We start from the raw sequence: 22,935 nt of genomic DNA on the forward strand, positions 1-22,935 counted from the left end.
CTATTCCGCCGCCTCCTGACCGCGCAGCGGGCCGAGCAGCTCTTCGTCATGCTCGCCGAGGACGGGGGGCGGGCGGATTTCGAGGCTGCGCTCGCCGTCGAAGGAGACGGGGGAGCGGATGGTGCGGAAGCGGCCCATGTCGGGATGGTCGGCCTCGACCTCCATCTCGAGGTGGCGGATCTGGCCGGTCTCCAGCACCTCCTCGGAGCTCAAGACGGCCGAATGGGGGACTTCGAGGGCGCGCAGGCGCTCTTCCCATTGCGCGCGCGACCGGGTGAGAAAGATCGGGGCGAGGAAGCGAACGACCTCCTCGTAATGGGCGATACGGGCGTCGCGGTCACGGAATTCGGGGAGCGAGAGCATGTCGGGGCGGCCGACGGCCTCGGCGAGCGCTTCCCAGAACTTGGCCGGCGAGGACATGTGCAGCGCGATCCAGCCGCCGTCGCCGCAGCGGAAGACGTAGGATTGGGAGACATGGGGGCGGCTATAGGGTCCCATCACCTCGCCGGCGGCGAAATAATGGGTGAAGTCGTCGAGGTTGAAATGGCACATCGCCTCCAGCATCGACACCTCGACGAGGCGGCCGCGGCCGGTCCGCTCGCGCTCGTGGAGGGCGCCCAAGATGCCGTAGGCGGCGTAGAAGCCGGTGATCGAATCGGCGATGGCGGGGCCGACGACGCGGGGATGCTCGGGATTGACCAGCAGGCGCAGGAAACCGCTCGCGGCCTGGGCGACGGTATCGAAGGCCGGGCGGTCGCGGTCCGGGCCGGAAGGGCCGAAGCCCGAAATCGCACAATAAACGAGGCGCGGATTGATCGCGCGCAGCCGCGCGGCGTCGACGCCGAGGCGGTCGGCGACGCCGGGCCGGAAATTCTGGATGAAGATGTCGGCGTCGGCGACGAGGCGGTCGAGCGCGGCGAGGTCGGCCGGCTGCTTGGTGTTGAGCCGGATGCTGCGCTTGTTGCGGTTGTAGGTCTGGAAATGGGGGCTGTAGAGCCCGCCCTTGAAGGCGCGGAACGGATCGCCGTCCGGATGCTCGATCTTGACGACGTCGGCGCCGAGATCGGCGAGCAGCATGCCCGTCGCCGGCCCGGTGATGAAGGTCCCCATCTCGAGAACCCGGACGTCGCGAAGCACTTGCGCCATCGATTACCTCCCGGCCAGGCAGCGACCGGCCGCCCAACTCGACCCGCTCTTCCTATAGAAAAATTCGGATAGCGAAAACAACTTCGAAATGCGAATGTTGAAAGAGGAGGTGTGGCGGGGTTAGGGCTGACGGCATGTTACTCATCCTCGGGGCAAGCACTCTCCCCCCTTGTGGGGGAGAGGTGGAGAGGGGGGTGCGGGCCCCCGGCCCGCGCGAGGCATCGCCGCGCACCCCCACCCCCGGCCCCTCCCCACAAGGGGGAGGGGAGCAGAGAAAGACGGACGTACGATGCGAATAGGCAAGCAGGACCAGCGCTCCAGCGCGATCTCGACGGCGACGGCGGAGACGATCACCGTCCGCGGGCGCGACCTGTGCGGCGAGGTGATCGGCCGGATGGATTTCACCCGCTATTTCTGGCTGCTGGTGACCGGCCAGGATCCGGACGAGCGCCAGGTCTTCTTCGCCAATGCGGTGCTGACGGCGATCGCCGAGCACGGGCTGGTGCCGAGCGTGGTGGCGGCGCGGATGACCTATGCGGCGGCGCCGGAGGCGTTCCAGGGCGCGGTCGCGGCGGGGCTGCTCGGCTGCGGATCGGTGGTGCTCGGCAGCGCCGAGGCGTGCGGGCGATTCCTCCACGGGCTGGTCGAGAGGGCGCGAAGCGAAGGGATCGAACCGGAGGAAGCGGCGCGGCGGGGCGTGGCGGCGCTTCGGGCCGAGAAGAAGGCGATCCCCGGCTTCGGCCATCCGCTCCATTCGGGCGGCGACCCGCGCGGCAATCTCCTGCTCGCGCTCGCCGCCGAGCAGGGCGCCGAGGCCGAGCATGTCGGGATGCTGCGGGCGGTCGAGCGGGTGCTTCCGGAGGTCCTCGGCCGGCCGCTGCCGATCAACGTCAACGGGGCGATCCCGGCAGTGATGCTCGACGTCGGTTTTCCGCTGGCGGCGCTCAAGGGCATTTCCCTGCTCGCGCGCACCGCCAGCCTGGTCGCCCACCTCCAGGAGGAAAGCGAGCGGCCGATCGGCTTCATCCTCTCGGGCGAGGCGGCGGCCGCGATCGACTATGACGGGCCGGATCCGGCCGAAGCGCCCTGAACGCAAAGAGAAGGAGGCAAGGATGCTGCTGCCCACGTCCCTCGTCGGATCCTATCCCCAGCCCGACTGGCTGATCGACCGGGCGAAGCTCGCCGGCCGCTTCCCCCCGCGGGTGCGCGCGACGGAGCTGTGGCGGGTGGCGCCGGACTGGCTCGAGCAGGCGATGGACGATGCCACCCTCCTCGCGATCCGCGACCAGGAGCGCGCCGGGCTCGACATCATCACCGACGGCGAGATGCGGCGGGAGAGCTATTCCAACCGCTTCGCCACCGCGCTGGAAGGCGTCGACCTCGACAATCCGGGAATGGCGCTCGACCGCAGCGGCGAGCCCAATCCGGTGCCGCGGGTGACCGGGCGGATCCGACGCCGCCACGCCGTCGAGGTGCGCGACGTCCAGTTCCTTCGCGCCCATACCGACCGGACGATCAAGATCACCGTGCCGGGGCCGTTCACCATGGCGCAGCAGGCGCAGAACGACTTCTATGGCGACGAGGCCGAGATGGCGCACGATTATGCCGTCGCCGTCAATGCGGAGATCAGGGACCTGTTCGCCGCCGGCGCCGACATCGTCCAGATCGACGAGCCCTACATGCAGGCGCGGCCCGAAAAGGCGCGGGCCTATGGCGTCGACGCGCTCGCCACGGCGCTGGACGGGATCGAGGGACGGACGGCGCTCCACATCTGCTTCGGCTATGCCGCGCTCATCCACGAGCGGCCGGAGGGCTATTCCTTCCTCCCCGAGCTGGCGGATTCGGCAGTCAAGGAGGTGTCGATCGAGACGGCGCAGTCGCATCTCGACTGCTCGGTGCTGGAGACGCTTCCGGGCAAGACGATCATCCTGGGCGTGCTCGATCTGTCGACCCACGAGATCGAGACGCCGGAGACGGTCGCCGGCCGTATCCGCCGGGCGCTTCCCCATGTGGCGCCCGAGCGGATCATCGTCGCCCCCGATTGCGGCCTCAAATATCTCCCGCGCGAGGTCGCGTACGGAAAGATGGCCGCGATGGCCAAGGGCGCGGCGATCGTGCGGGCGGAGCTGGAGGCGAAGGCGGCGATGGCGGCGGCGGCCGGAGTGCCGGTGGGATAGGGGGCGGAGTTCGCCTCCTCCAATCACAACCGCCTTCCCTTTCCGCTAGGCCCTCCCCTTGATGGAAGGGTCGGGTGGGCTGGCATTTCGGCCGGCGCTGATTCCGTCAATGCACTCCACCCCCACCAACCTCCCCCATCAAGGGGGAGGCTTAGAAGAAGGAGGCAAGGCCCGAGAGACTTCGATATGCGAAGAAATCTTCGCAAAACGAATTGCTGCATTTCCGGGGCTGTGATAGCCTGCGAGAGGATGGCCGTGAGCGGGCCTGCCGCTCCGCCGCGAGGGAGAGGGAGAGTGGAATGAGCGAAGCCAAGCTGCCGACGCGCCTGCATCATACCGCCTATGTCACCAAGGATCTCGAGGCGACGCGAAAGTTCTACGAGGAGGTGATCGGCCTGCCTTTGGTCGCGACCTGGTGCGAGAAGGACGAGTTGTTCGGCGCCGAGCGGACCTATTGCCACTGCTTCTTCGGGCTGGCCGACGGCAGCGCGCTCGCCTTCTTCCAGTTCGCCAGCGCCGAGGACCAGGCCCTGTTCGGGCCGAAGATGCCGGACACCCCCTTCCACCACATCGCCCTCCACGTCGATGCCGAGACGCAGAAGGCGATAGAGGGGCGGATCCGGGCGGCCGGCTATAGCGAGCCCGACACCTTCACCCTCGAGCACGGCTATTGCCGGTCGGTCTATATCAAGGACCCCAACGGCATGATCGTCGAGTTCACCATGGACGCGCCCGAGGCCGACCGGATCAACGCCAAGCGGCGCGAGGACGCCCATGCCGAGCTGAGACGCTGGCTCGGCGGCGACCACAGCATCAACAACATGTTCCGGCACGACGAGGCCGCCTGAGGGGGGAGACGGGCGCTCCAGCCGACGCCATGAGCATGCCGGAGTGAGACATCGTCCATTCGTCGCCCCTGCGCAGGCAGGGGCCCATGCTGAGGGTTCACCCGCACCGCGCGTCGCCGGCTCCGCTTGGGCCGCTGCCCCTTCGACGCCGCCTGCGGCGTCGCTCAGGACAGGCTACGCAGGGGCGACGGTGAGGAGGTGGGCCGGCGGGCGCTCGTCCGTCGGCTACGATCGCGGAGGGGGCGGCACCGCGGGCGCGTACCCTGGCGTTCAGAGGAAGCGCTCGCGTTGATCGCCATCCGCACCCGCGAAATCCCCGTTCCGGGCGGAGCGATCGCGCTCGAGGAGGCGGGGGAGGGGCCGCCGATCCTCCTGCTCCACGGCTGGGCGATGGACCGGCGGGTGTGGGCGCCGCAGATCGAGGGCCTGGCCGACCGCCACCGCCCGATCGCCATCGACCGGCGCGGCTTCGGCCGCTCGACCGCGCCGCCCGACATCGCCCGGGAAATGGACGACCTCGTCGAAGTCCGACGCGCGCTCGGGCTCGGTCCGATGGTCGTGGTCGGCCTGTCGCAGGGGGGACGGGTGGCGCTGCGCTTCGCGCTCGACCATCCCGAGAGCGTGCTCGCCTTGGTGCTGGTCGGGGCGCCGCTCGACGGATTCGCGCCCGGCCCGCGCGGCGAGGAGGCGATCCCGCTCTCCAGCTATGCCGCGCTCGCACAAGCCGGCCGGATCGACCGGGTGCGGGCGCTGTGGCGGCGTCACCCGCTGATGCGCGGCGAGGCCGGCGAGGCGCGCCGCGCGCTCGACGTCATGCTGGAAGCCTATGAGGGCCGGGATCTCGCCGCCGGCGCGGCGCACGAACTACGGCCGATCGTCGCCGACCTCGAGGCGGTCTATGCGCCCGTTCTGGTGGTGACGGGAGAGCGGGACACGCCCTGGCGGCAGCTGGCGGGGGATGCGCTGGCCTATGGCCTCCCGCACGGGCGGCGGGCACGGATTGCGGGGGCAGGGCATGTGTGCAGCCTGAGCCAGGCGGCGGTGTTCAATGGGATGGTGCGGGAGTTGGTGGAGCGGGCGGAGACGGATGGGGCGCGAGCGACCCAGAGCCGGGATGCCAAGGAATCAAGGCCCGACGCTATCGCGGACCATAAAGCGGGCTATTGACGTGACGGGGCGACGAATGAATCTGAAACGGAGGCAAAGATGGTGCAGCCTTATGGTTTCAAGCCCGCTGATCTGGGCGGCGAACCTGCAGACGTAATTTGCAGTCCGGCCTATCGACCGATCTCGATCGAATGGGCGGCTCCCGAGCCTTGGGGCGCCTCGGACGTAGAGGCGCCGATAGCCCGCGCCCAGCAAAAACCTGGATATCTCTATGCGATCTCCTGGGATCACCATTTGGCCACCAAGCGTGAAACGATCGCCTACATCGGCATCACAGATCGGCTCGACCGTCGGTTCGATAATCATCCCACTGCGGCGGAACTACGCGGCCGTAAGCGGAAGACATTTCTCAGTATCGGACATGTCGATTTCGGGCGACTCAAGAACACCTCCCGGGTGACGCGCCGCATCACCGAGGAACTTGAGCACATTCTCATCTGGGCGTTGTGGAAAGATCTCGTCAACGATCGAAAGATGATGTGTATCCCCGGATTTGGCACCAATGGCGGTGGCGCTTGGCATATCACCAACACCGGCCACTCATTTAGCGGCCGAATGCCACGTGAGATCATTTTTCCGTGGATGCTTATAAAACCCCGCCGCGATCGACCCAGAATTTAGACCGCTGGGGCGGAAAGTAGTCACGCTAAGGTTCTAGGCCGCGTATCGTCCGTCTTCGAGCCTTCGCGCCATGCCCAACCCAGCTAGGGCGTCGAGGACGGGACGGACGGTGGCGGCGCGCTTGCCCTTGAAGCTGCGGGCGATGTCCTGGGCGGCGAGGGGGGCGGGAGCGGCGGCGAGGATCGACTGGACGGCGCCGACCTGCTCGGGGAGGGTCGCGGGCCAGGGGATGACGTTGCTCGCCGGGAGCGCGGCGGCCTCCCCGAGATCGAGCGTCGCCGCGACCGGCGTGCGGTAGCCGGGATCCTGATATTCGGGGCGCAGATAGCGGACGAGGCCGCGCGCTTCCTCCGCCGCCCTTTCCTTGTTGAGCGCGACGAGGCGGGCGAGGATCGTCTCCTCGCCGAGCGTGCCGGCGCGCTGCTCGTCGCCCCAGCCATAAGCGTCGGCGACGCCCTCGTCGATCTCATCATGATGCTGGCGGATCAGCGAGACGAGCCCCCGGTCGTGGATGTCGCGCTCCTGCGGCGTCAGCGCGCGGCCTTCGCGCAGTGCCTCGAGCACGTTGTAGAGCCTAGTGAGGGTGAGGTCGGGATGCTCGGCGAGAACGCGCTTGCGCAGGGCGTCGAGCGCTTCGGCCTCGGCGCGGATGCAGGCCTTGAGCGGCTCGGGAACGTCGGCGGGGAAGGGGAAGGGGTCGAAGCAGTGCGATTTCACATAGACCAGATCGTCCCCCATCCCGAGCCGCCCCCCGGCGGCCGACGCCCATGTCACGTGGTATTTGCTGGAAAGCACACCGATGTGGTAAGCGTCGGACGTAGCTATGACTGTAAGCTTATTGTCCGGGGCAATCTTGCTGGGTAGGAATTGAAATATCCTATGCTTCATTGTCTCAACAGTCACGATAAAACGATCGAGTCCTTGAAGAGCCTTTCTAATTTCAGGTCGTGGCCACCCAAAAATCCACCAGTTATCTCTTATAGAATCACGTCTGTTTGAATCTCGCACCGGCTTAACGTGAAGTGCAAGATGTTGGTAGATGGTCGGCGCATCCATCCTCAATTGATCTTCACTGTAGCCGAAGGCGTCGATAACGAAGACGTTCCTCGGCTTTGCTGTGAGGTCTCGCCCATTTCTATATTCTCGAATTAGTTGATCCGCTATTGGGTCTATTCCTCTTCCAAGGCGCCGCGCTTCATCGTCATCTACAATGAAGCCGTTCCCGTAAAGCGCAAAGCCGAGGGAGGAGATGCGCTCGTTCGCCCGTAGGGGAGCGGCCTGCGCAACGTCAGCGCCGACTCGGAGGTCGCCACTGATCAAGCCATCCTGAGTATCAAACGTAATCTGCTCAGGGGCTCCACTCTCGTCTACCACTTCGAGAAGCCTTCCGCGTCCAGTCCCTTTCTCTCCAACGGTCATTGCGATGCGCACGGCCGCTCCATCCCTCTCGTTGACCCAAGGATGGTTGGGGATTGCAAAGAGGAGGCTTAAGCGGTCTTTGGCGTCGACGTGCTTATTCACGACCCGTCGGCTGAAGGATTGAGTGATGGAGTTGGTGGTAACGAGGCCGAAGCGTTTTGCTTCCCCACGACGAACCACATTCGCAGCCTTGTTCCACCAGTGCATGACGAGGTCAGCACTTTCCGGCACGTCTGTTGTCGAGAATAGTGCGTTGAAGTACCCATCTCCTACAGCTGCGCGCAGTCCGACCTTTCCAATGAACGGCGGGTTTCCAATAATGAAATCCGCCTTCGGCCACTTCGCCGCCCGAGGATTGGCGTAGCGATAGACCTCCACCCGCGCATTCTCGTCCGGCACCGGCTTGCCGGTCACCGGATGCGGCTTCATCGTCTCGCCGTCCCAGCGGGTGACCGGCGCACCATGCTCGTCGCGCTCGGTGACCTTGTCGTCCCACTCGATCAGGGCGTCGCGATTCTCGATGGTGCGGATGTCGCGCAGGATCGGCTCCGGCGGGGGGCGATCCCGGCCGTTCACCCGGAAATGCCATTGCAGGTAGCCGATCCACAAAACGAGCTGGGCGATGGCGGCGGCGCGGGGGTTGATTTCGATGCCGAGGAAATTCTCGGGCGTGATGGTGTGCCCGGTGAGCTCGGCGAGATATTGGTCGTCGCCGAGATCGACGAGCAAGTCGAGGACCTCGCCCTCCAGCTCCTTCATCCGCGCCATGGCGACATAGAGGAAGTTGCCGGTGCCGCAGGCGGGATCGAGCACCCGGGTCTGGGCCAGCTTCGTGTGGAAAGCTTCGACGGTGCGACGCGCCTCGTCCGCCTTGCCTTGGTCGATCAGCTCCGAGGCGGCGACGCGGACGCCCGCCCAATCGGCGCGGAGCGGCTCCATGATTGTCGGGCCGACGAGGCGCTCGACATAGGCGCGGGGCGTGTAATGGGCGCCGAGCTTGGCGCGCTCCTTCGGGTTGAGCGCGCGCTCGAGCAGGGTGCCGAAGATGGCCGGCTCGACCTCGGTCCAGCGGTGCTCGGCCGCCTGGATCAGCACCTCCAGCTCCTCGGCCTCGAGCGGGATCGCGGTGCGGTCCTTGAACAGATAGCCGTTGAAGCGCTTCAGCGGGACGCCGAGCGCCGGCGAGAAGTCGCCGCGGTCCATCGCCGCCCAAAGCGCGGAGAGCTGGTGCTCGAGATGGTGCGGCGCGGTGCGCTGGTTCCTGAGCAGCTCGGTGAAGCTCTTCTCAGGAATGAGGTTGCTGTCCTCTGCGAACATCGTGAACAGCAGGCGCATGAGGAAGCCGCTGGTGCGCTCGGGGGCGTGGCCGCGCTTCTCCAGCCGGCGGGCGACGGTGGCGAGGAGGTCGGCGATCTCGCGGGTGACGCGTGCCGCGCGGGCCGCCGGATCGAGGCTGAAAGGGGCGTCCCAGATCGCCGCCAGCCGCGCGCGCACCTCGGCATCGCGCAGGTCGTCGAGCATGATCCGGTAGCGGGAGCGGTCCGGGAACTGGGCATAGGCCTTCCCGGTGCCGGAGAAGTCGGCATAGACCTCGATGCAATAGCCGATGTCGGCGACGAGCAGGAAAGGCGGCCAGCCATGGTCGGCCGGGAGCGCCTTGGCGTAGCGCTCCGCCTGGCCCTTGGCCTGGGTCATCGCCTTGGCCCAGCCGGGGGTGCCGCGCCGGGCGGTTCCCCGCTTCAGCCGCGCCGAGGCGGTCTGGCCGAACAGGTCGAGATCGTCCTCGCCGCGCGCGGCGGCGGCGCGGTCGGCCTCGCTGCCCTGCTTGGCCTCGAGGATGAAGGCGCCTTTCTTGTAGCAGTCGATTCGGCCGAAGCTGAGCGTACCGTCGCCATTGTCCTGGAAGACGCGGCGCTCGAAGACATAGTCGTTATGCGCATCGTCGGTGCGGCTGCCGTGTGGGGGCTCGACGCCGATCAGGCGGCACAGGCCATTGATGAAGCTCTGGGTGTTTGCGAGCTCCGATCCGCCCGTGTCGCGCCACTGGGCGATGAACGTATCGGCTTCGGACATTTCCCCCATGGGGGCAGTCTAGGGCGTCGGCGTCGGGTCGCAAGAGGTGGCGGGCAGGTGCCATCGGCTTCGCGGCTGAGCGGAGATTGTGCGAACGGCTAGGATTGTGTCAATGTATCTCCTGGTTGCTGATTTCGGCGCGCCACATCGGCACGAGCAGGACGGGCAGGCGCGTCCTCCAGGCTCGACGGGCGAAGGGCGTCTACCAGGTGCCTTCCTTCACCTTCTCGCGGCGCCTGAGCTCGGCGGGAGTGGGCTCGTCGGTCACGAAGCTGCCCGGCTCGATCTTCCCGCCTGGTTCGTAGGTGGCGATGATGTTGCCGCCGGGAGTCACCTGGTGCTCGACCATTCGCATCGCGCCCGGGGCCATGTTCTCGCCGAACCAGCGCTTGCCCCGGTCCAGGATGACCGGAAACGTCCTGAGGATCAGCCGGTCCATCAGGCCGGCGCTGAGCAAAGGCGGATAGAGGGTGCTGCTGCCCTGGATGACGAGATCGGGTCCCTCGCCCTGCTTCAGCTCGGCGATGGCGTCGATGCCGGCGAGGCGATGGCTGTTCTGCCAGTCGAGCGGCCGATCCGACCCGGTGACGACATATTTCCGGGCGCGGTCGAACTGCTCGCCGATCGTCTTCGCCTCGCCGGTGACATAGGGCCAATAGGCGGCGAAGATGTCGTAGGTCCGCCGGCCGAGCAGCAGATCGAAGGGCGAAGCGAACAGGTTGCCGAGTCCCGCGTCGCTTTCCTCATCCCAGAACGGCGCCAGCCAGCCGCCGAGTTCGAACCCGCCGCTGCGGTCCTCGTCCGGACCGCCGGGCGCCTGCATGACGCCGTCGAGCGAGACGAACACGGCTCCGATGATCTTGCGCATCGATCTCTCCTTACCAGGGCGCTCGATACCGTCGCACGATTGCGGCGGCCGTGCACGCCGTTCGAGATCGGATGCGTCTTACCGCGGGCGCCCCGCAGGATCCCTGTCAGCGGACCCGCTTCACATAGACCCGGCCGTCGTCGCGTTTCTCGGTGGCGAAATTGGGGATGGCGCGGACGAGCTCGGACAGGCGGTTATAGCCGTAGCTTCGCGCGTCGAACGAGGAGCGGGCGCTCGCCCGCTGGCCGACCTCGGAGAGGCTGGCGAAGCCGCGCTCGTCGCGGTCCGACGCCCTGATCGCGTCGCCGAGCAGATCGACCAGGGCCGGATCGACCGCCGGCCTGGCCGTGGACGGCTCGTCCGCCTTGCGGTCGACGAGGGCGCCGACGTCGATGAAGCGGGTGCAGGCCTGCTGGAAGGAAATCGGGGTCTTGGCGGTGCCGAAGCCGTAGACGGGAAGGCCGTCCTGGCGGATGCGCATCGCCAGCGGCATGAAATCGCTGTCGCTCGACATGATGCCGAAGCCGTCGACCTGGCCGCGGGCGAGCAGGTCCATGGCGTCGATCGTCATCTTCATGTCGGTGGCGCTCTTGCCCTTGGTGACGTCGAACTGCTGCTGGGGCTCGAGCGCGTAGAGGTGGGTCATCTGCGCCCAGCCCTTGAGCGCCGCCTTGCTCCAGTTTCCGTAGATGCGACGGACGTTGACGGTGCCGAGCTCGGCGAGAAGGGTGAGCGCCTGCTCGAGCGTCTGCGGCGAGGCATTGTCGGCATCGATGAGCAAGGCGATGTTGGGGGAGCGGCTGCGGTCGACCATGGCTGCTCATCGCAGCGCAGGGCCGCGTCCGCAATGGGGCGCGGCGGCGGCCGGGGGGAGGGGAGAGCGCTAGCCCGTAGGGGCGCTGCGAATTTCGTGCGTCATCCATCGCGCCGACGCACCGTATCCGGCGACCTCGGCCGCAAGCGATTCCGACGGCGCGGCTTCGACGAAGCCGAGACTGCGCCAATAATCCGCCGCGCCTTCGACGGCGATCAGCTCCGCCGCCTGGAGGCCATCGCGTGCAGCGAGCCCGAAGGCGCGCGCGACGAGGTCGCGTCCGATCCCCGACCCGCGGCCGCAGGCGGAAACGGCGAGGTCGTGGATGTACAGGACCTCATTCGTCGGGTTGCGCGGCAGGACGGCGCCTATTGGGGGAGGAGAGCCGCTCGGCCAGCCGTGGGCGAGGAGATAGGCGAACAGCTTTCCGTCCCGTGTCGCGGCCAGGCAGTAGGAGGCCGCCACGTCGAGACGGCTGGCGAAAGCCGCTTCGTCCTCCTGGAGGAATGACGGATAGCTCTCGGCCTGGATCGCCAAAGCGGCGGTCAGGTCCGATCGGCGGAGCGGGCGGATCAGGAAGGGCGGGTCGTCTTCGGGCACGAGGCTCGATAGCATCGGCGAACAGCGCGGGCACGGGGTTCGAGCGATTGCGGGAGCATATGGCGTCAGAATCAGGCGCGGAGGACGAGGTCGACCAGCTGGGAGACGTGCGCCGCGGGGAAGGGGGCGGGGGTCAGGAAGCGGCAGTAGAAGACGGGAGAGCTGAGCGCGAGGGCGGCGAGATCGGGGTCGAGATCGGCGGCGAGCTCGCCGGAGGCCACACCGCGGGCGAGCAGGTCGACGAGCGTCCGGCGGCGCGCGGCGCTGTAGGCGTGCAGGAAATCGCGGACCTCCGGATGATGCGTCGCGGCGTCGACCAGGGCGGGCATGACCCGGGCGACCCGCGAGCCTTCGAATACCGAAGCGAGGTGACCGACCAGCGCGATGACGCGGTCGCGGAAGGCGCCCTCGCCGATCGGCTCGCGCGGCTTCGGCTGCACGTTGAGCGTCTCGAGGGCGTCGGCGAGCAGGGCCATGCGATCGGGCCAGTGGCGATAGAGGGTGCTCTTGGCGATGCCGGAGCGCTCGCCGACGGCCTCCATGGTGAAGGCGGCGAAGCCGCGATCGGCGAGGACGTCCAGGGCCGCTTCCCGCGCCTTCGCTATCGTCCTTTCGATGCGCCTGTCCATGAACCCCTGTGAAACGCTTGCGTTTCGTTTCCAGATGTGAAACGAGGCCGTTCGATAACGGCCGTCGCGCCGGCCGTCCACTGCGAGGGAGACTGGTATGGCCTCGGCTCGGTACATCGTCACAGACGTCGATCAGGCCGTCTCATTCTACGAGCGCATGCTCGACTTCACACGGGAGACGCACAATCCGGGACGGTTCGCCGCGCTGCGGCGGGACGATCTCACGCTCTATCTGAGCGCGCCCGGCGCCGGCAGCGGCGGGCAGGCCGGCGGGACGCCGGAGCCCGGCGGCTGGAACCGGATCATGATCGTCGTCGATGCGCTGGACCCGCTCGTCGCCCGGCTGCGGAGCCTCGGCGCCCGCTTCCGGGGCGACGTCAGCGCCGGCGGGGCGGGGCGCGCCATCCTGATCGAGGATCCTTCGGGCAATCTCGTCGAGCTGTTCGCGTTCAAGGACGGCTGAGCGGAGGGCGGCTCGACGTCTGCCCGTCAGGATGCGGCCCGGCGTTCGTCCGCGGCCTCGAAATGCGCGAGCTGGCTAGCGAGCGCCTTGCGGAACGAGTCGCGGTCGCAGGCGCGCTCCACATAGGCGTCGATGACAGGGGAGGCGGCGAATTCGCGCAAGGCGGGGACCCGGAAGATATCCGCCATGAGCAGGTCGGCGACGGTGAAGCGACCGGCGGCGAGCCATTCGCGCGACCCGAGTACGGCCTCGAGATGGGCGAGGCGCATCCGCAGCCAGCCGGTCAGCCCGTTTTCCGGGCCGGAGGACAAGGACAGGAACCACCAGGGCACGCTCACCATCTCGATCGAGTTGAGGCCGGCAACGACCCATTGCAGCGTCTCGGCCTCGCCGGCGGCATCGCGCGGCATCAGCCTCTCGCTCTTGCGGGCGAGGTGGAGCAGGCAGGCCCCGCTCTCGAAGAGGGAGAGGTCGCCGTCGGTGAGGAAGGGCACCTGGCCGAAGGGCTGATGCCTCAAATGCTCGGGGCCGCGATCGCCGAAGGGGACGCTGCGCACCGAATGCTCGAGCCCGGCTTCCTCGAGCGCCCATCGCAGCCGCAGGTCGCGGACATAGCCGCGCGGCCCCTTCTCGCCCCCGGGGACCCAGTCATAGGTCCACACCGTCAGTGCCATCATCTCTCTCCCCGCCGCCGGCGCCTCCTTCCCCGTGTCGCCGACCCATCCCCTAAGCGCAATGCGGCGCGCGGCGGGAAGTCGGCGGGCGCGGCAATCCTGTCGGCGAACGGTGCGGCGCCGGGCGGCCGGCGACGGCCCTGCCCGGGCTCAGCGGCGCACCGATCGCAGCGCCGTCAGCTCGCCCTCGGCCCGGCCGACGACGCTCAGGCTTCCGTCGGTCTCGAGAATGACGGCGGCCACGTCCTCGAGGCGGCCGATCCCGGCATTGCGGACGGCCGAGTCGATCTCGGCCGGGGTGACGCGCTCGGCCGCCATCGCCGCGGAGCGATAGGCGCCGTCCTCCATCAGCAGCCTCGGCTGCGATCTCACCAGGCGGCCGAACCAGCGCCACGAGATCGAAAGCTTCGACACGAGCCACTGCAGGCCGGCCAGCATGACGAAGGCGGCCGCGCCTTCGGCAAAGGCAACGTCCTTCGACAGGAGGACGGTCGCGAGGGTGGAGCCCAAGGCGACGGTGACGACCAGATCGAAGGCGTTGAGCTTGGCGAGAGACCTCTTGCCGGACAGGCGCAGGACCAGCACGAGCCAGGCATAAGCCAGCAGCGAGATCAGGACGACGCGAAGCAATCCCTGGAGACCGTCGAAGAGCATGCCGATCAACGCGCGACATCCGTCTTCCGGTTCCTTCCCCGGCCGAGCGGGCCCGTCGGCAGGCGGAATGGCTCCGGCGGTCGTCGGAGCCGAGCGGAGCCCGCCGAAGCGGAAGCCGGCGCGACGCTCAACCCGCGATCCGTCGCAGATGCGGGCCGTCTTCGGACGCGAAGGCGCCGGAGAGATCGAGGCCGGTCGGCTGCTGGAAGAGCCTCAGCCGAAATTCGGGCAAGATGGCGATGAGGTGGTCGAAGACATCCGCCTGGATGCGCTCATATTCGGCCCAATCGGTGCTCGCGGCGAAGGCGTAGATCTCGACAGGCAGCCCGGAGGGACCCGCCGGCAGCTGGCGGACGAGCATGAACATCGTCTTGGAGATGTCGTCCCGCCACGCGAGATAGGCCGAGACATAAGCGCGGAAGGTGCCGATGTTGGTCAGGCGGCGCGCATTGACGCGATCGCGCTCGAGGCCCGGCCGCGCCGCGTGCCATGAGGCGAGCTCGGCTTCCTTCGCTTCGAGATAGGGAGCGAGGAGGGAGAGGCGGCGGAGGCGGTCGATCTCCTGCGGCTCCAGGAATCGGATCGAATTCTGATCGATCGTCAAGGCGCGCTTGATGCGCCGGCCGCCGGATTCGACCATGCCGCGCCAGTTGCGGAACGGCTCGCTTATCAGGCGATGGGTGGGAATGGTGGTGATCGTCTTGTCCCAATTCTGCACCTTGACGGTGTGGAGCGCGATATCGACGACGTCGCCGTCGGCGCCGAAGTCCGGCATCTCGATCCAGTCTCCGAGCCTGACCATGTCGTTCGAGGAAAGCTGGACCGAGGCGACCAGCGAGAGGATTGTATCCTTGAACACCAGCATCAGGACGGCTGCCATCGCGCCAAGGCCCGACAGCAGGAGGAGCGGCGACCGATCGGCCAGGACGGCGACGACGAGGATCACGGCCGCCGAGAAAACGGCGATCTTGAGGACCTGGAGGTAGCCCTTGATCGGCCGGCTGATCGAGCTCGCCCGGCGCACATAGAGCGCGTTGGCCCAATCGAGGGCCGCGCCGATGGCGAGCGCGAGCGTGAGGATCATGAAGCCGGTGGTGACGTTGCGGACGAGTGCGACGAGCGTCGTCGGCAGATGGGGAACGGCCGCGATGCCGATCTGGACGATCGTGGCGGGCACGAGATTGGCGAGGCGCCGGACGATGCGCAGGAACGACTCGCGCTCGAAATCGCCGTTCGTCCGCGCGAGCGCCATGCGGAGCGCCCTCAGCAGCACCTCCTTGGCGATCCAGTTGCCGATCAGGGCGGCGGCGACGAGAAGGCCGGCGGCGACCAGCGCCTGAACGAGCGGATCGGCGAGGCGCGCGGCCTCGATCAACTGGAAAATGTCTTCCTCCCTCTATCGACGAACGGGTATCGCGGCCGAAGCGCGCGCGTGATCACGCCGCCGCCAAGGACGGGGCGCGCAGGCCGGGCGGCGCGGTGCCGCGCAGCGACCGGCCGGCCGTCTCCGGCGTGCGGAGCAAGGCGACCATGCCGACGAGGCAGGCCGCCATCATGACATAGGCCGGCATCAGCTCGTCGCCGGTGCGGCCGATCAGCCAGCTGTTGAAGGCCGGGGCGGTGCCGCCGAACAGCGAGGTCGCGACATTGTAGGAGACGGCGAAGCCGGCGAAGCGCACGTGGGTCGGGAACATGGCGGGAAAGGTCGCCGAGATCGTCGCCAGCTGGGGTACGTAGAGCAGCCCGAGCAGGGCGAAGCCGACGATCGCCCCGCCGAAGCCGCTGGCCATGAGCAAATAGAGCGGCACCACGCCGACGAAGAGGCCGCCCAGCGAAATCCACCAGAGCGGCTTTCGCCCGACCCGGTCGGACAGGCCCCCGAAGAAGGGGACGAAGACCATCATGAACAGCATGCCGACGATGGGCACGATCAAGGCGGCATCGGTGCCCAGGCCGAGCCGGCGCTGCAGGTAGGTCGGCATGTAGCTCAGCAGCGTGTAGTTGACGACGTTGAGGGCGACGACGAGGCCGCCCATGACGACGAGCGGCCGCCAGTAGCGCGTGACCAGGTGCCGCAGCTCGGTCGAGGCCGCAGGCTCGGTCTCGTGCCGCGCCTCGATCTCGCGGAAGACCGGGGTGTCCTCCATCCTCGAGCGAAGATAGAGCCCGATCAGTCCCATCGGCGCGGCGAAGAAGAAGGGAATGCGCCAGGCCCAATCGTACATCGCCTGCTCGCCGAGCAGCAGCGAGAAACCGAGCATCAAAAGGGCGCCGAAGGAGAAGCCGGCGAGGGTGCCGACCTCGAGGAAGCTGCCATAGAAGCCGCGGCGGTCGTCCGGCGAATATTCGGCCATGAAGGTCGCGGCGCCGCCATATTCGCCGCCGGTGGAGAAACCCTGCACCATCCGCAGGAGGAGCAGCAGGGCCGGGGCCCAGAAGCCGATCGAATCGTAGGAGGGGATCATGCCCACCGCGACGGTGGCCACCGACATCAGGACGATGGTGAAGGCGAGGATCGTCTTGCGGCCGTAGCGGTCCCCCAGTGGCCCCCAGAAAAGGCCGCCGAACGGCCGGACCAGGAAGGAGATGGCGAAGGTGGCCAGCGCGAACAGGGTCGCCTCGGCCGCCTCCCCCGGGAACAAGGCGGCCGAGATATAGACGACGCCATAGGCGTAGATGCCGTAATCGAACCATTCGGTCGCGTTGCCGAGGGCCGAGGCGGCAATCGCGCGGTGGAGCACCGGCCCCGGAACCGATTCCGGATGTCCGGCCGGGACTTCGGCGCCGACCAGCGCGGGCTGGCTGTCGTGGTTCATGAGGCTTCCTCGCTCGTCGCCAGGGGATCAAGCACGGCCGAGACGGGGGTCGTGCGCGGCAGGATCTGATAGCTTCGCTGTTGCGCGGCCGGGACCGGCGAGCGGCGGATCTGGCGCCAGAGCCCGAAGAGCAGGCCGCCGCCGGCGCAGGCGGCGACGAAGAGAAAGAGACCCGGGGAACCGGCCGCGGTCATGAAGGCGGCGGCCGCGAGCGGGCCGGCGGCCGCGCCGGCGGAATAAGTGAGAACCAGCCCGCCGCTCGCCGGCACCCGCTGATCGGGCGAGAGGTGATCGTTGGCATGGGCCACGCACAGTGGATAAAGAGCGAAGCTCAGGCCGCCGAAGAGCGCGCCGAGCGCCAGGAGCGGCAGCCCGGGCCGAGCGGCCAAAGCGAGGGCAAGCCCGGCGGCAAGCGTCCCGGCGAAGGCAAGCACGATGATCCGGCGGCGGTCGAACCGATCCGAGAGCAGGCCGAGCGGCCATTGCAGGGCGACGCCGCCGAAGATGACGATGCTCATGAACAGGGCGACCGAGGACAGCTCCATCCCGATCCGCCGCGCATACAGGGCCCCGAGCGCGTAGAAGGCGCCGAGCATCGCCCCGGTGAGCGCGGCGCCGACGACGCCCAAAGGGGAGATGGCGAAGAGCGCCCGCATCGGCAGGGTCGCGCCGCTCGGCAGCGGCGGCGCGTGGATCCGGGTGAGGGCGACGGGGATGGCGGAGAGCGAGATCAGGATCGAGGCCGCCAGGAACGGGATGGACGGCTTCGTCCCGCCGATGTTGAGGAGGAACTGGCCGGCGGCCTGACCGACGTAGAGCGCGATCATGTAGGCGGCGAGCACCATCCCCCGCGTCCCCGATTCCGATCGTTCGTTCAGCCAGCTTTCGAGACAGACATAGACGCCGGCGACGCAGAAGCCGTCGACGAGCCGGAGGCCCGACCAGAGCAGAGGGTCCTGGTGGACGGCATAAGTGAGGGTGCTTGCCGAAAAGAGCGAGACGAAGGCCGCGAAGGCGCGGATATGGCCGACGCGGGCGACCAGGGACCCGGCGCGGGTCGAGCCCAGCACCAGCCCGAGAAAATAGGCGGTGCCGACGATCCCGACGACGAGGGCGCTGCCGCCGGCCTGCTCGAGGCGGATGGCGATCAGCGTCGCCATGAAGCCGCCGCCCGCCATGAGCATGAAGATGGCGAGCAGCAGGCTGCGGACGGCGGAAACGGCGTTCAGCACGCACAGAAAGGAGCAAGGCGGCGCAAAGGTTCCGCAAGGGTCAGGCGGCCGCGAGTCCGCTCATGCCGGGCTCGGCTTCCTCGACGAGCGCCGCATGCAAAGCGCGTACCGCGGCATCGAACGTCTCGCGCTCGACGACGAACTGGACGTCGACGTTGCGGACCTGATGCTGAAGGGCGAGGACCGCTATTCCCGACTGCTCCAGCGCGTCGAGGGCCCGCGGGATCAGCCCGGGCGCCGATATGTCGCTGCCGATCGCGGCCACCATCGCGCAGGGGCGGGCGGTGACGCGCGCGCCGGGGAAGCCCGCCTCGAGATCGGAGACGATCCGCGTCACGGCTTCGGCGTTGCCCGAAAGATAGTGCGTGATGGTGTTGGCGTTGGAGGATTTGCTGACGATCCAGGCGCCGTGGCGGGCGATCACCTCCAGGATGCCGCTGTCATAGCCTTTCTCGCCCACCATGTCCTGCTCGAAGAAGACGAGGGCGTGGAGCTCGCGCAGGCCCGCGACGATCTCGACCCGGGACTCCGCCGAGACGTAGTCGCCGCAGATCAACGTCCCTTCGTCGTCGCGCTGGAACGTGTTCCTGACGCACAAGGGAATCCGCGCCTGCCGCAGGCCGCGGCCGGCACGGGGGTGGATCGCCTCCATGCCGAGATTGGCGAGCTGATCGGCGACGTCGTAATTGGTCCGTCCGATCTTGCGCGCGCGGTCGCCGACGAGCTTCGGGTCGGCGCTCGACAGGTGGAATTCCTTGTGGATGATGGCGCGGCGGGCGCCGGTCAGCACGGCGATCCGCGAGAAGGTCATCTCGGAATAGCCGCGCGCATAGCGGCGCACCATCCCGCCCTCGCAGCCGGCATAGCCGGTGACGATCGGCATCCGGCTGGCGACGTCGATCGGCGCAAGCGCCTCGCGGATTCGCCGGTCCAGGCTCGCCCGATCGTCCGCGCGCCACAAGGTGAGGTCGACGAAGGCCGCATCGACGCCGCGGTCGCCCAGCAGCAGCGCCGTCGAATGCGCGCTGTGCGCCTCGCCGAGCCCGGCGAGCATCTCCCGCACCGTTTCCATCTGCTCGTCGAGCGAGAAGCGGCCGTGGCCGCGGAGGCGATCGAGATCGTCGAGGCAGGCCCGCAGGAGCCCGACGCGCCGGTGAACGAAGCCGTCCGCCTGCTCCCGGCTCTGGCTGCGGGCGAACATGCCGGCATTGCGCTCGCGCATCGCGGCGCCGACCCGATCCAGCGCCTCGCGCCAGCCGGGATCGCCGCCGGCGAAGCGGGCGAAGACGCCCGGCTCGCCGGTCTTCTTGTGCTCGAGCAGAAGGTCGGTCATCCCGGCATAGGCCGAGACGACGAAGATGCGATCATATAGTCGCCGCCCCGTCCGCCCCGCGATCAGGACATTCTCGAACAGGGTCGAGGTGGCGGCCATCGACGTGCCGCCGATCTTTTCGACGCTGTGCCCGCTCATCATGCCGCCAGCCTGTCCAGCGGGCCCGCCTGGGGCGCGATCGGCGCGAAGTCGCGCTCGGCGACGAAGGGCGGCCGCGGCCGGTCCGCCGCGAACGGGGCCTGCAGCCGGTTCGACACGGCGTTGAACACCAGGAAGGCGTTGGCGCGCGGAAAGGGGGTGATGTTGCCGTTGGAGCCGTGCATCATGTTGCAGTCGAACAGGATGATCGTTCCGGGCTTGCCGGTCGGTGCCTCGATCCCGTGCCTATGGGCGAGCGTGGCGAGGCTGAGCTCGTCGGGAACACCATATTCCTGCTTCCTGAGCGACATCCGGTAATGATCCGGCGGAGTCTGGCCGACGCAGGTGACGTAGGTCCGGTGCGAGCCGGGCATCACCATCAGCGGCCCGTTGAGCGGCGTGTTCTCCGCAAGCAGCACCGACATGGAGAGCGCGCGCATGCGTGGCATGCCGTCTTCCGCGTGCCAGGTCTCGAAGTCGGAATGCCAATAGAATTCCTTGCCCTTGAAACCCGGCTTGTAGTTGAGCCGCGACTGGTGGACGTAGACGTCGTCGCCGAGGAGGAAGGCGGCCAGCCCGGCCAGCCGCTCGTCCGCCGCCAGCCTGCCGATCAGCCGGCTTTGCCGGTGGATGGCGAAGATCGAGCGGATCTCCCTGCTGCCGGGCTCGCTGACGACGGTCTCGGCTTCGAGCGTGCCGGGGTCGCCGAGCAGGCGCCGCATCTCGACATCGAGCGCCGACAGCTCGGCGGGATCGAGGACATTCTCGAGCACGAGATAGCCTTCGCGGTCGAAGCGCTCGACCTGCTCGCGCGAAAGCGGCGAGCCGGGACGCCAGTCGCCGAAGACGACCGGATCCCGGCGCTCCAGCATTTCCGGCTCGGCCGCGTGGCGGGACGGATAGATATCCTCAAAGGCCTGCTTTCGAAGCTTCATTCCGCCGCCACCCGGTCCGATTGCGCCGCCGGATAGGCGCCGGTCTCGTCGTGCACCTCCTGGCCGGTGACGGGCGGATTGAACACGCAGGCGGTGAGGATGTCGGTGGTCGGCCGGACGACGTGCCGGTCGTTCTTGTCGAGGGCATAGAGCACGCCCGGCCGCAACGGATGGACCTCGCCCGTGTCGAGATCCTCGATCGACCCGGTGCCCTTCAGCACCATCACCGCCTCGAGATGATTGCGGTAGTGCATCCTGAGCTCGCAGCCGGCACGCATCGTCGTCAGGTGGAACGAGAAGCCCATGCCGTCGTCGGCGAGCAGCAGGCGAGCGCTCTCCCATCCGTCCGACTTCACGTTGCGGTCGCTCGACCGGATGTCCTTGAGCTTGCGTATGATCATGATCGTCTCCTTCAGGCGGCAGCGGAAAGGGTGGGGGCGAGCTCCTCGCGGAGCGATTGCTCGAGGATGTCGAGGCCGGCGGCGAGCAGGGCGTCGTCGATCACGAGCGGCGCCAGGACCTTGACGACCTCGTCGTTCGGGCCGCTCGTCTCGATGATCAGGCCCTTCGCGAAGCAGGCGGCCGTCACCGCCGCGGCGGTCTCGCCCGATCCGACGTCGATCCCCCGCATCATGCCCCGTCCGCGCGTCGAGAATCCGAAAGGCTCGGCCATCCGATCGAGCCGCGCCTCCAGCAGCCCGGCCCGCCGCGCGACGTCGTCGCGGAAGGCGGGATCGGCCCAGAAATGGCGCAGGGCGGCGGTCGCGGTGACGAAGGCGTGGTTATTGCCGCGGAAGGTGCCGTTATGCTCGCCGGGCGACCAGACGTCCAATTCGGGCCTGAACAAGGTCAGCGCGAAGGGCAGCCCCATGCCGGACAGCGACTTGGCGAGCGTGACGATGTCGGGCGTGAAGCCCATCTGCTCGAAGCTGAAGAAGCCCCCGGCGCGACCGCAGCCGGCCTGGACGTCGTCGACGATGAGGAGCGCGCCATGCCGCCGGGCGATCGCCGCGATCGCGCGCAGCCATTCCGGCGAGGCGGCGTTGAGGCCGCCTTCGCCCTGGACCGTCTCGACTATGATGGCCGCGGGCGCATCGAGGCCGCTCGACGGATCGGCCAGCCGCCGCTCCAGCAAGGCGGATGTGTCCAACCCTTCGCCATGATAGGATTCGAAGGGCTCGTGGGAGACGTGCGACAAAGGCACGCCCGCGCCGCCGCGCTTGCCGGCATTGCCGGTGCAGGCGAGCGCGCCGAGGGTCATGCCGTGAAAGCCGTTGGTGAAGGCGATGACGAGCTCGCGGCCGGTCACCTTGCGCGCCAGCTTGATCGCCGCCTCGACGGCGTTGGTGCCGGTCGGGCCGGTGAACATTGCGCGATAATCGAGCCCGCGCGGGGCCAGCACGACCTCCTCCAGCGCCTCGAGGAACGCCTCCTTGGCGGTGGTGTGGAGGTCGAGCCCGTGGGCGACCCCGTCCGCCTCGATGTAATCGAGCAGAGCCTGTTTCAGGACCGGATGATTGTGGCCGTAATTCAGCGAGGCGCAGCCGGAAAGGAAATCGAGGTAGCGGCCGCCCTCGTCATCGATCAGCCAGGCGCCTTCGGCCTTGGCGAACTGCCGGGGCATGGCGCGGGAATAGCTGCGCACCCGGGATTCCCGCCGGTCGTAGATGGCGGGCGTCGGCGCGGCCAAGCTCGGCCGGGGAAGAAGGGTCATCAAAGGGGTCTCCTATTATCGGGAAAGGTCGGAAAGCGGAGCGACGCGGACTTCCCATTCGGTCGCGTGGGCACCGCCGAAATGGGCGGCCCGATCGAAGCGCGGCGAGGAGTCGATCGTCGCGCCGAGCCGCCGGGCGAGGGCCTCGAAGAGGCGCCAGGAAGCCTGGTTGTCGCGGGTGATGGTGGTGACGAGAGACCGCGCGCCGGCACTGGCCGGGCGCTCGAGAAGGGCCTCGAGCATGCGCAGGCCGAGCCCCAGGCCGCGGGCGTCGGGATGGACCGCAACCTGCCACACGAACAGCCGATCGCGGTCCGCGGGCGGCCGATAGGCGGAGACCCAGCCGATCGGCCTGCCGCCGCTTTCGGCCAGCACGCACGTCTCGCGGAAGTCCGTGCATTGCAGCAGGTTGCAATAAGCGGAGTTGATGTCGAGCGGGGGCGAAGCGGCGATGAGCGCGGTGACGTGGGGACCGTCCTCGGCCCGCGGCAATCTCAGCGTGACAGTCTGTGGCTCGGCGCCGTCCTCCGTTGGCGTCGGAGGGGCAAAGCGGGTTTTGATCGACATAGTCAAAGGAATAAGGTTCGAAAACCGAACCAATAAGGCTCCTGTGT

At 68.0% G+C, this 22,935-nt stretch carries 22 protein-coding genes; 6 read left to right on the forward strand and 16 right to left on the reverse strand.

Annotation, left to right across the window (positions count from 1 at the left end; translation table 11 throughout):
• Positions 1–1,146 (reverse strand): CaiB/BaiF CoA transferase family protein, encoded by a 1,146-nt coding sequence (locus DDE10_RS01370; protein WP_114950930.1) that lies wholly within the window; start codon positions 1,144–1,146, stop codon positions 1–3.
• Between the two features lie 289 nt (positions 1,147–1,435).
• Here DDE10_RS01370 and DDE10_RS01375 point away from each other — a divergent pair, with 289 nt between their 5' ends.
• The 5 genes from DDE10_RS01375 to DDE10_RS23290 all read left to right on the forward strand — a co-directional run bounded on the left by DDE10_RS01375 (position 1,436) and on the right by DDE10_RS23290 (position 5,959).
• Positions 1,436–2,236, forward strand: coding sequence for a citryl-CoA lyase (locus tag DDE10_RS01375; protein ID WP_114950931.1), 801 nt, complete (start codon positions 1,436–1,438; stop codon positions 2,234–2,236).
• 22 nt (positions 2,237–2,258) lie between these two features.
• Positions 2,259–3,323, forward strand: coding sequence for a 5-methyltetrahydropteroyltriglutamate--homocysteine methyltransferase (locus DDE10_RS01380; protein WP_114950932.1), 1,065 nt, complete (start codon positions 2,259–2,261; stop codon positions 3,321–3,323).
• Between the two features lie 299 nt (positions 3,324–3,622).
• On the forward strand, positions 3,623–4,171 hold the full coding sequence (locus DDE10_RS01385) for a VOC family protein (RefSeq protein ID WP_114950933.1): 549 nt from the start codon (positions 3,623–3,625) through the stop codon (positions 4,169–4,171).
• 288 nt (positions 4,172–4,459) lie between these two features.
• Positions 4,460–5,338: an alpha/beta fold hydrolase gene (locus DDE10_RS01390; RefSeq protein WP_114950934.1), complete on the forward strand. Its 879-nt coding sequence runs from the start codon at positions 4,460–4,462 to the stop codon at positions 5,336–5,338.
• 39 nt (positions 5,339–5,377) lie between these two features.
• Positions 5,378–5,959 (forward strand): hypothetical protein, encoded by a 582-nt coding sequence (locus DDE10_RS23290; RefSeq protein ID WP_162806209.1) that lies wholly within the window; start codon positions 5,378–5,380, stop codon positions 5,957–5,959.
• Between the two features lie 33 nt (positions 5,960–5,992).
• On the opposite strand, the gene DDE10_RS01395 is transcribed toward DDE10_RS23290, so the two are convergent.
• The 5 genes from DDE10_RS01395 to DDE10_RS01415 form a co-directional block, all read right to left on the reverse strand.
• Positions 5,993–9,451: a class I SAM-dependent DNA methyltransferase gene (locus DDE10_RS01395; RefSeq protein ID WP_284734367.1), complete on the reverse strand. Its 3,459-nt coding sequence runs from the start codon at positions 9,449–9,451 to the stop codon at positions 5,993–5,995.
• 202 nt (positions 9,452–9,653) lie between these two features.
• Positions 9,654–10,319: a dihydrofolate reductase family protein gene (locus DDE10_RS01400; RefSeq protein WP_114950936.1), complete on the reverse strand. Its 666-nt coding sequence runs from the start codon at positions 10,317–10,319 to the stop codon at positions 9,654–9,656.
• Positions 10,320–10,425: 106 nt separating this feature from the next.
• Positions 10,426–11,133 (reverse strand): NYN domain-containing protein, encoded by a 708-nt coding sequence (locus DDE10_RS01405; protein ID WP_114950937.1) that lies wholly within the window; start codon positions 11,131–11,133, stop codon positions 10,426–10,428.
• A gap of 69 nt (positions 11,134–11,202) precedes the next feature.
• Positions 11,203–11,733 carry a GNAT family N-acetyltransferase gene (locus DDE10_RS01410; protein ID WP_284734368.1) on the reverse strand — a complete coding sequence of 177 codons (531 nt, stop codon included), beginning with the start codon at positions 11,731–11,733 and terminating at the stop codon, positions 11,203–11,205.
• Positions 11,734–11,804: 71 nt separating this feature from the next.
• Positions 11,805–12,362, reverse strand: a complete 558-nt coding sequence (locus DDE10_RS01415) for a TetR/AcrR family transcriptional regulator (protein ID WP_114950939.1) — start codon at positions 12,360–12,362, stop codon at positions 11,805–11,807.
• A gap of 97 nt (positions 12,363–12,459) precedes the next feature.
• On the opposite strand from DDE10_RS01415, the gene DDE10_RS01420 reads away from it, so the two are divergent.
• Complete coding sequence (locus DDE10_RS01420; protein WP_114950940.1) at positions 12,460–12,825, forward strand: VOC family protein; 366 nt, start codon at positions 12,460–12,462, stop codon at positions 12,823–12,825.
• Between the two features lie 26 nt (positions 12,826–12,851).
• Here DDE10_RS01420 and DDE10_RS01425 read toward each other — a convergent pair whose 3' ends face one another.
• From DDE10_RS01425 to ectA, 10 genes are all read right to left on the reverse strand, one after another.
• A complete protein-coding gene (locus tag DDE10_RS01425) occupies positions 12,852–13,499 on the reverse strand; it encodes a glutathione S-transferase family protein (RefSeq protein WP_284734369.1) in 648 nt (215 codons plus the stop codon).
• A gap of 150 nt (positions 13,500–13,649) precedes the next feature.
• Positions 13,650–14,153, reverse strand: coding sequence for a DUF421 domain-containing protein (locus tag DDE10_RS01430; protein WP_114951669.1), 504 nt, complete (start codon positions 14,151–14,153; stop codon positions 13,650–13,652).
• Between the two features lie 127 nt (positions 14,154–14,280).
• On the reverse strand, positions 14,281–15,528 hold the full coding sequence (locus DDE10_RS01435) for a mechanosensitive ion channel family protein (RefSeq protein ID WP_284734370.1): 1,248 nt from the start codon (positions 15,526–15,528) through the stop codon (positions 14,281–14,283).
• Between the two features lie 61 nt (positions 15,529–15,589).
• Positions 15,590–16,969: an MFS transporter gene (locus DDE10_RS01440; RefSeq protein ID WP_114950942.1), complete on the reverse strand. Its 1,380-nt coding sequence runs from the start codon at positions 16,967–16,969 to the stop codon at positions 15,590–15,592.
• Positions 16,966–18,201, reverse strand: coding sequence for an MFS transporter (locus DDE10_RS01445; protein ID WP_114950943.1), 1,236 nt, complete (start codon positions 18,199–18,201; stop codon positions 16,966–16,968). Before DDE10_RS01445 ends, DDE10_RS01440 begins: the two co-directional genes overlap by 4 nt.
• A gap of 40 nt (positions 18,202–18,241) precedes the next feature.
• Positions 18,242–19,675: an aspartate kinase gene (locus DDE10_RS01450; protein ID WP_114950944.1), complete on the reverse strand. Its 1,434-nt coding sequence runs from the start codon at positions 19,673–19,675 to the stop codon at positions 18,242–18,244.
• The gene (thpD, locus tag DDE10_RS01455; RefSeq protein ID WP_114950945.1) at positions 19,672–20,607 is read right to left on the reverse strand and encodes an ectoine hydroxylase; all 936 of its coding nucleotides are present in this window, start codon (positions 20,605–20,607) and stop codon (positions 19,672–19,674) included. The genes DDE10_RS01450 and thpD overlap by 4 nt, the downstream gene beginning before the upstream one ends.
• Entirely contained in the window at positions 20,604–21,008 is a 405-nt protein-coding gene (locus DDE10_RS01460) for an ectoine synthase (RefSeq protein ID WP_114950946.1), read from the reverse strand. The genes thpD and DDE10_RS01460 overlap by 4 nt, the downstream gene beginning before the upstream one ends.
• 11 nt (positions 21,009–21,019) lie before the next feature.
• Positions 21,020–22,321, reverse strand: a complete 1,302-nt coding sequence (gene ectB / locus DDE10_RS01465; RefSeq protein ID WP_114950947.1) for a diaminobutyrate--2-oxoglutarate transaminase — start codon at positions 22,319–22,321, stop codon at positions 21,020–21,022.
• A 15-nt stretch (positions 22,322–22,336) separates the two neighbouring features.
• Positions 22,337–22,813: a diaminobutyrate acetyltransferase gene (gene ectA, locus DDE10_RS01470; protein WP_432653696.1), complete on the reverse strand. Its 477-nt coding sequence runs from the start codon at positions 22,811–22,813 to the stop codon at positions 22,337–22,339.
• Positions 22,814–22,935: the final 122 nt, after the last annotated feature.

The sequence above is a fragment of the Sphingosinicella terrae genome (assembly GCF_003347635.1).
GTDB lineage: Bacteria > Pseudomonadota > Alphaproteobacteria > Sphingomonadales > Sphingomonadaceae > Allosphingosinicella > Allosphingosinicella terrae.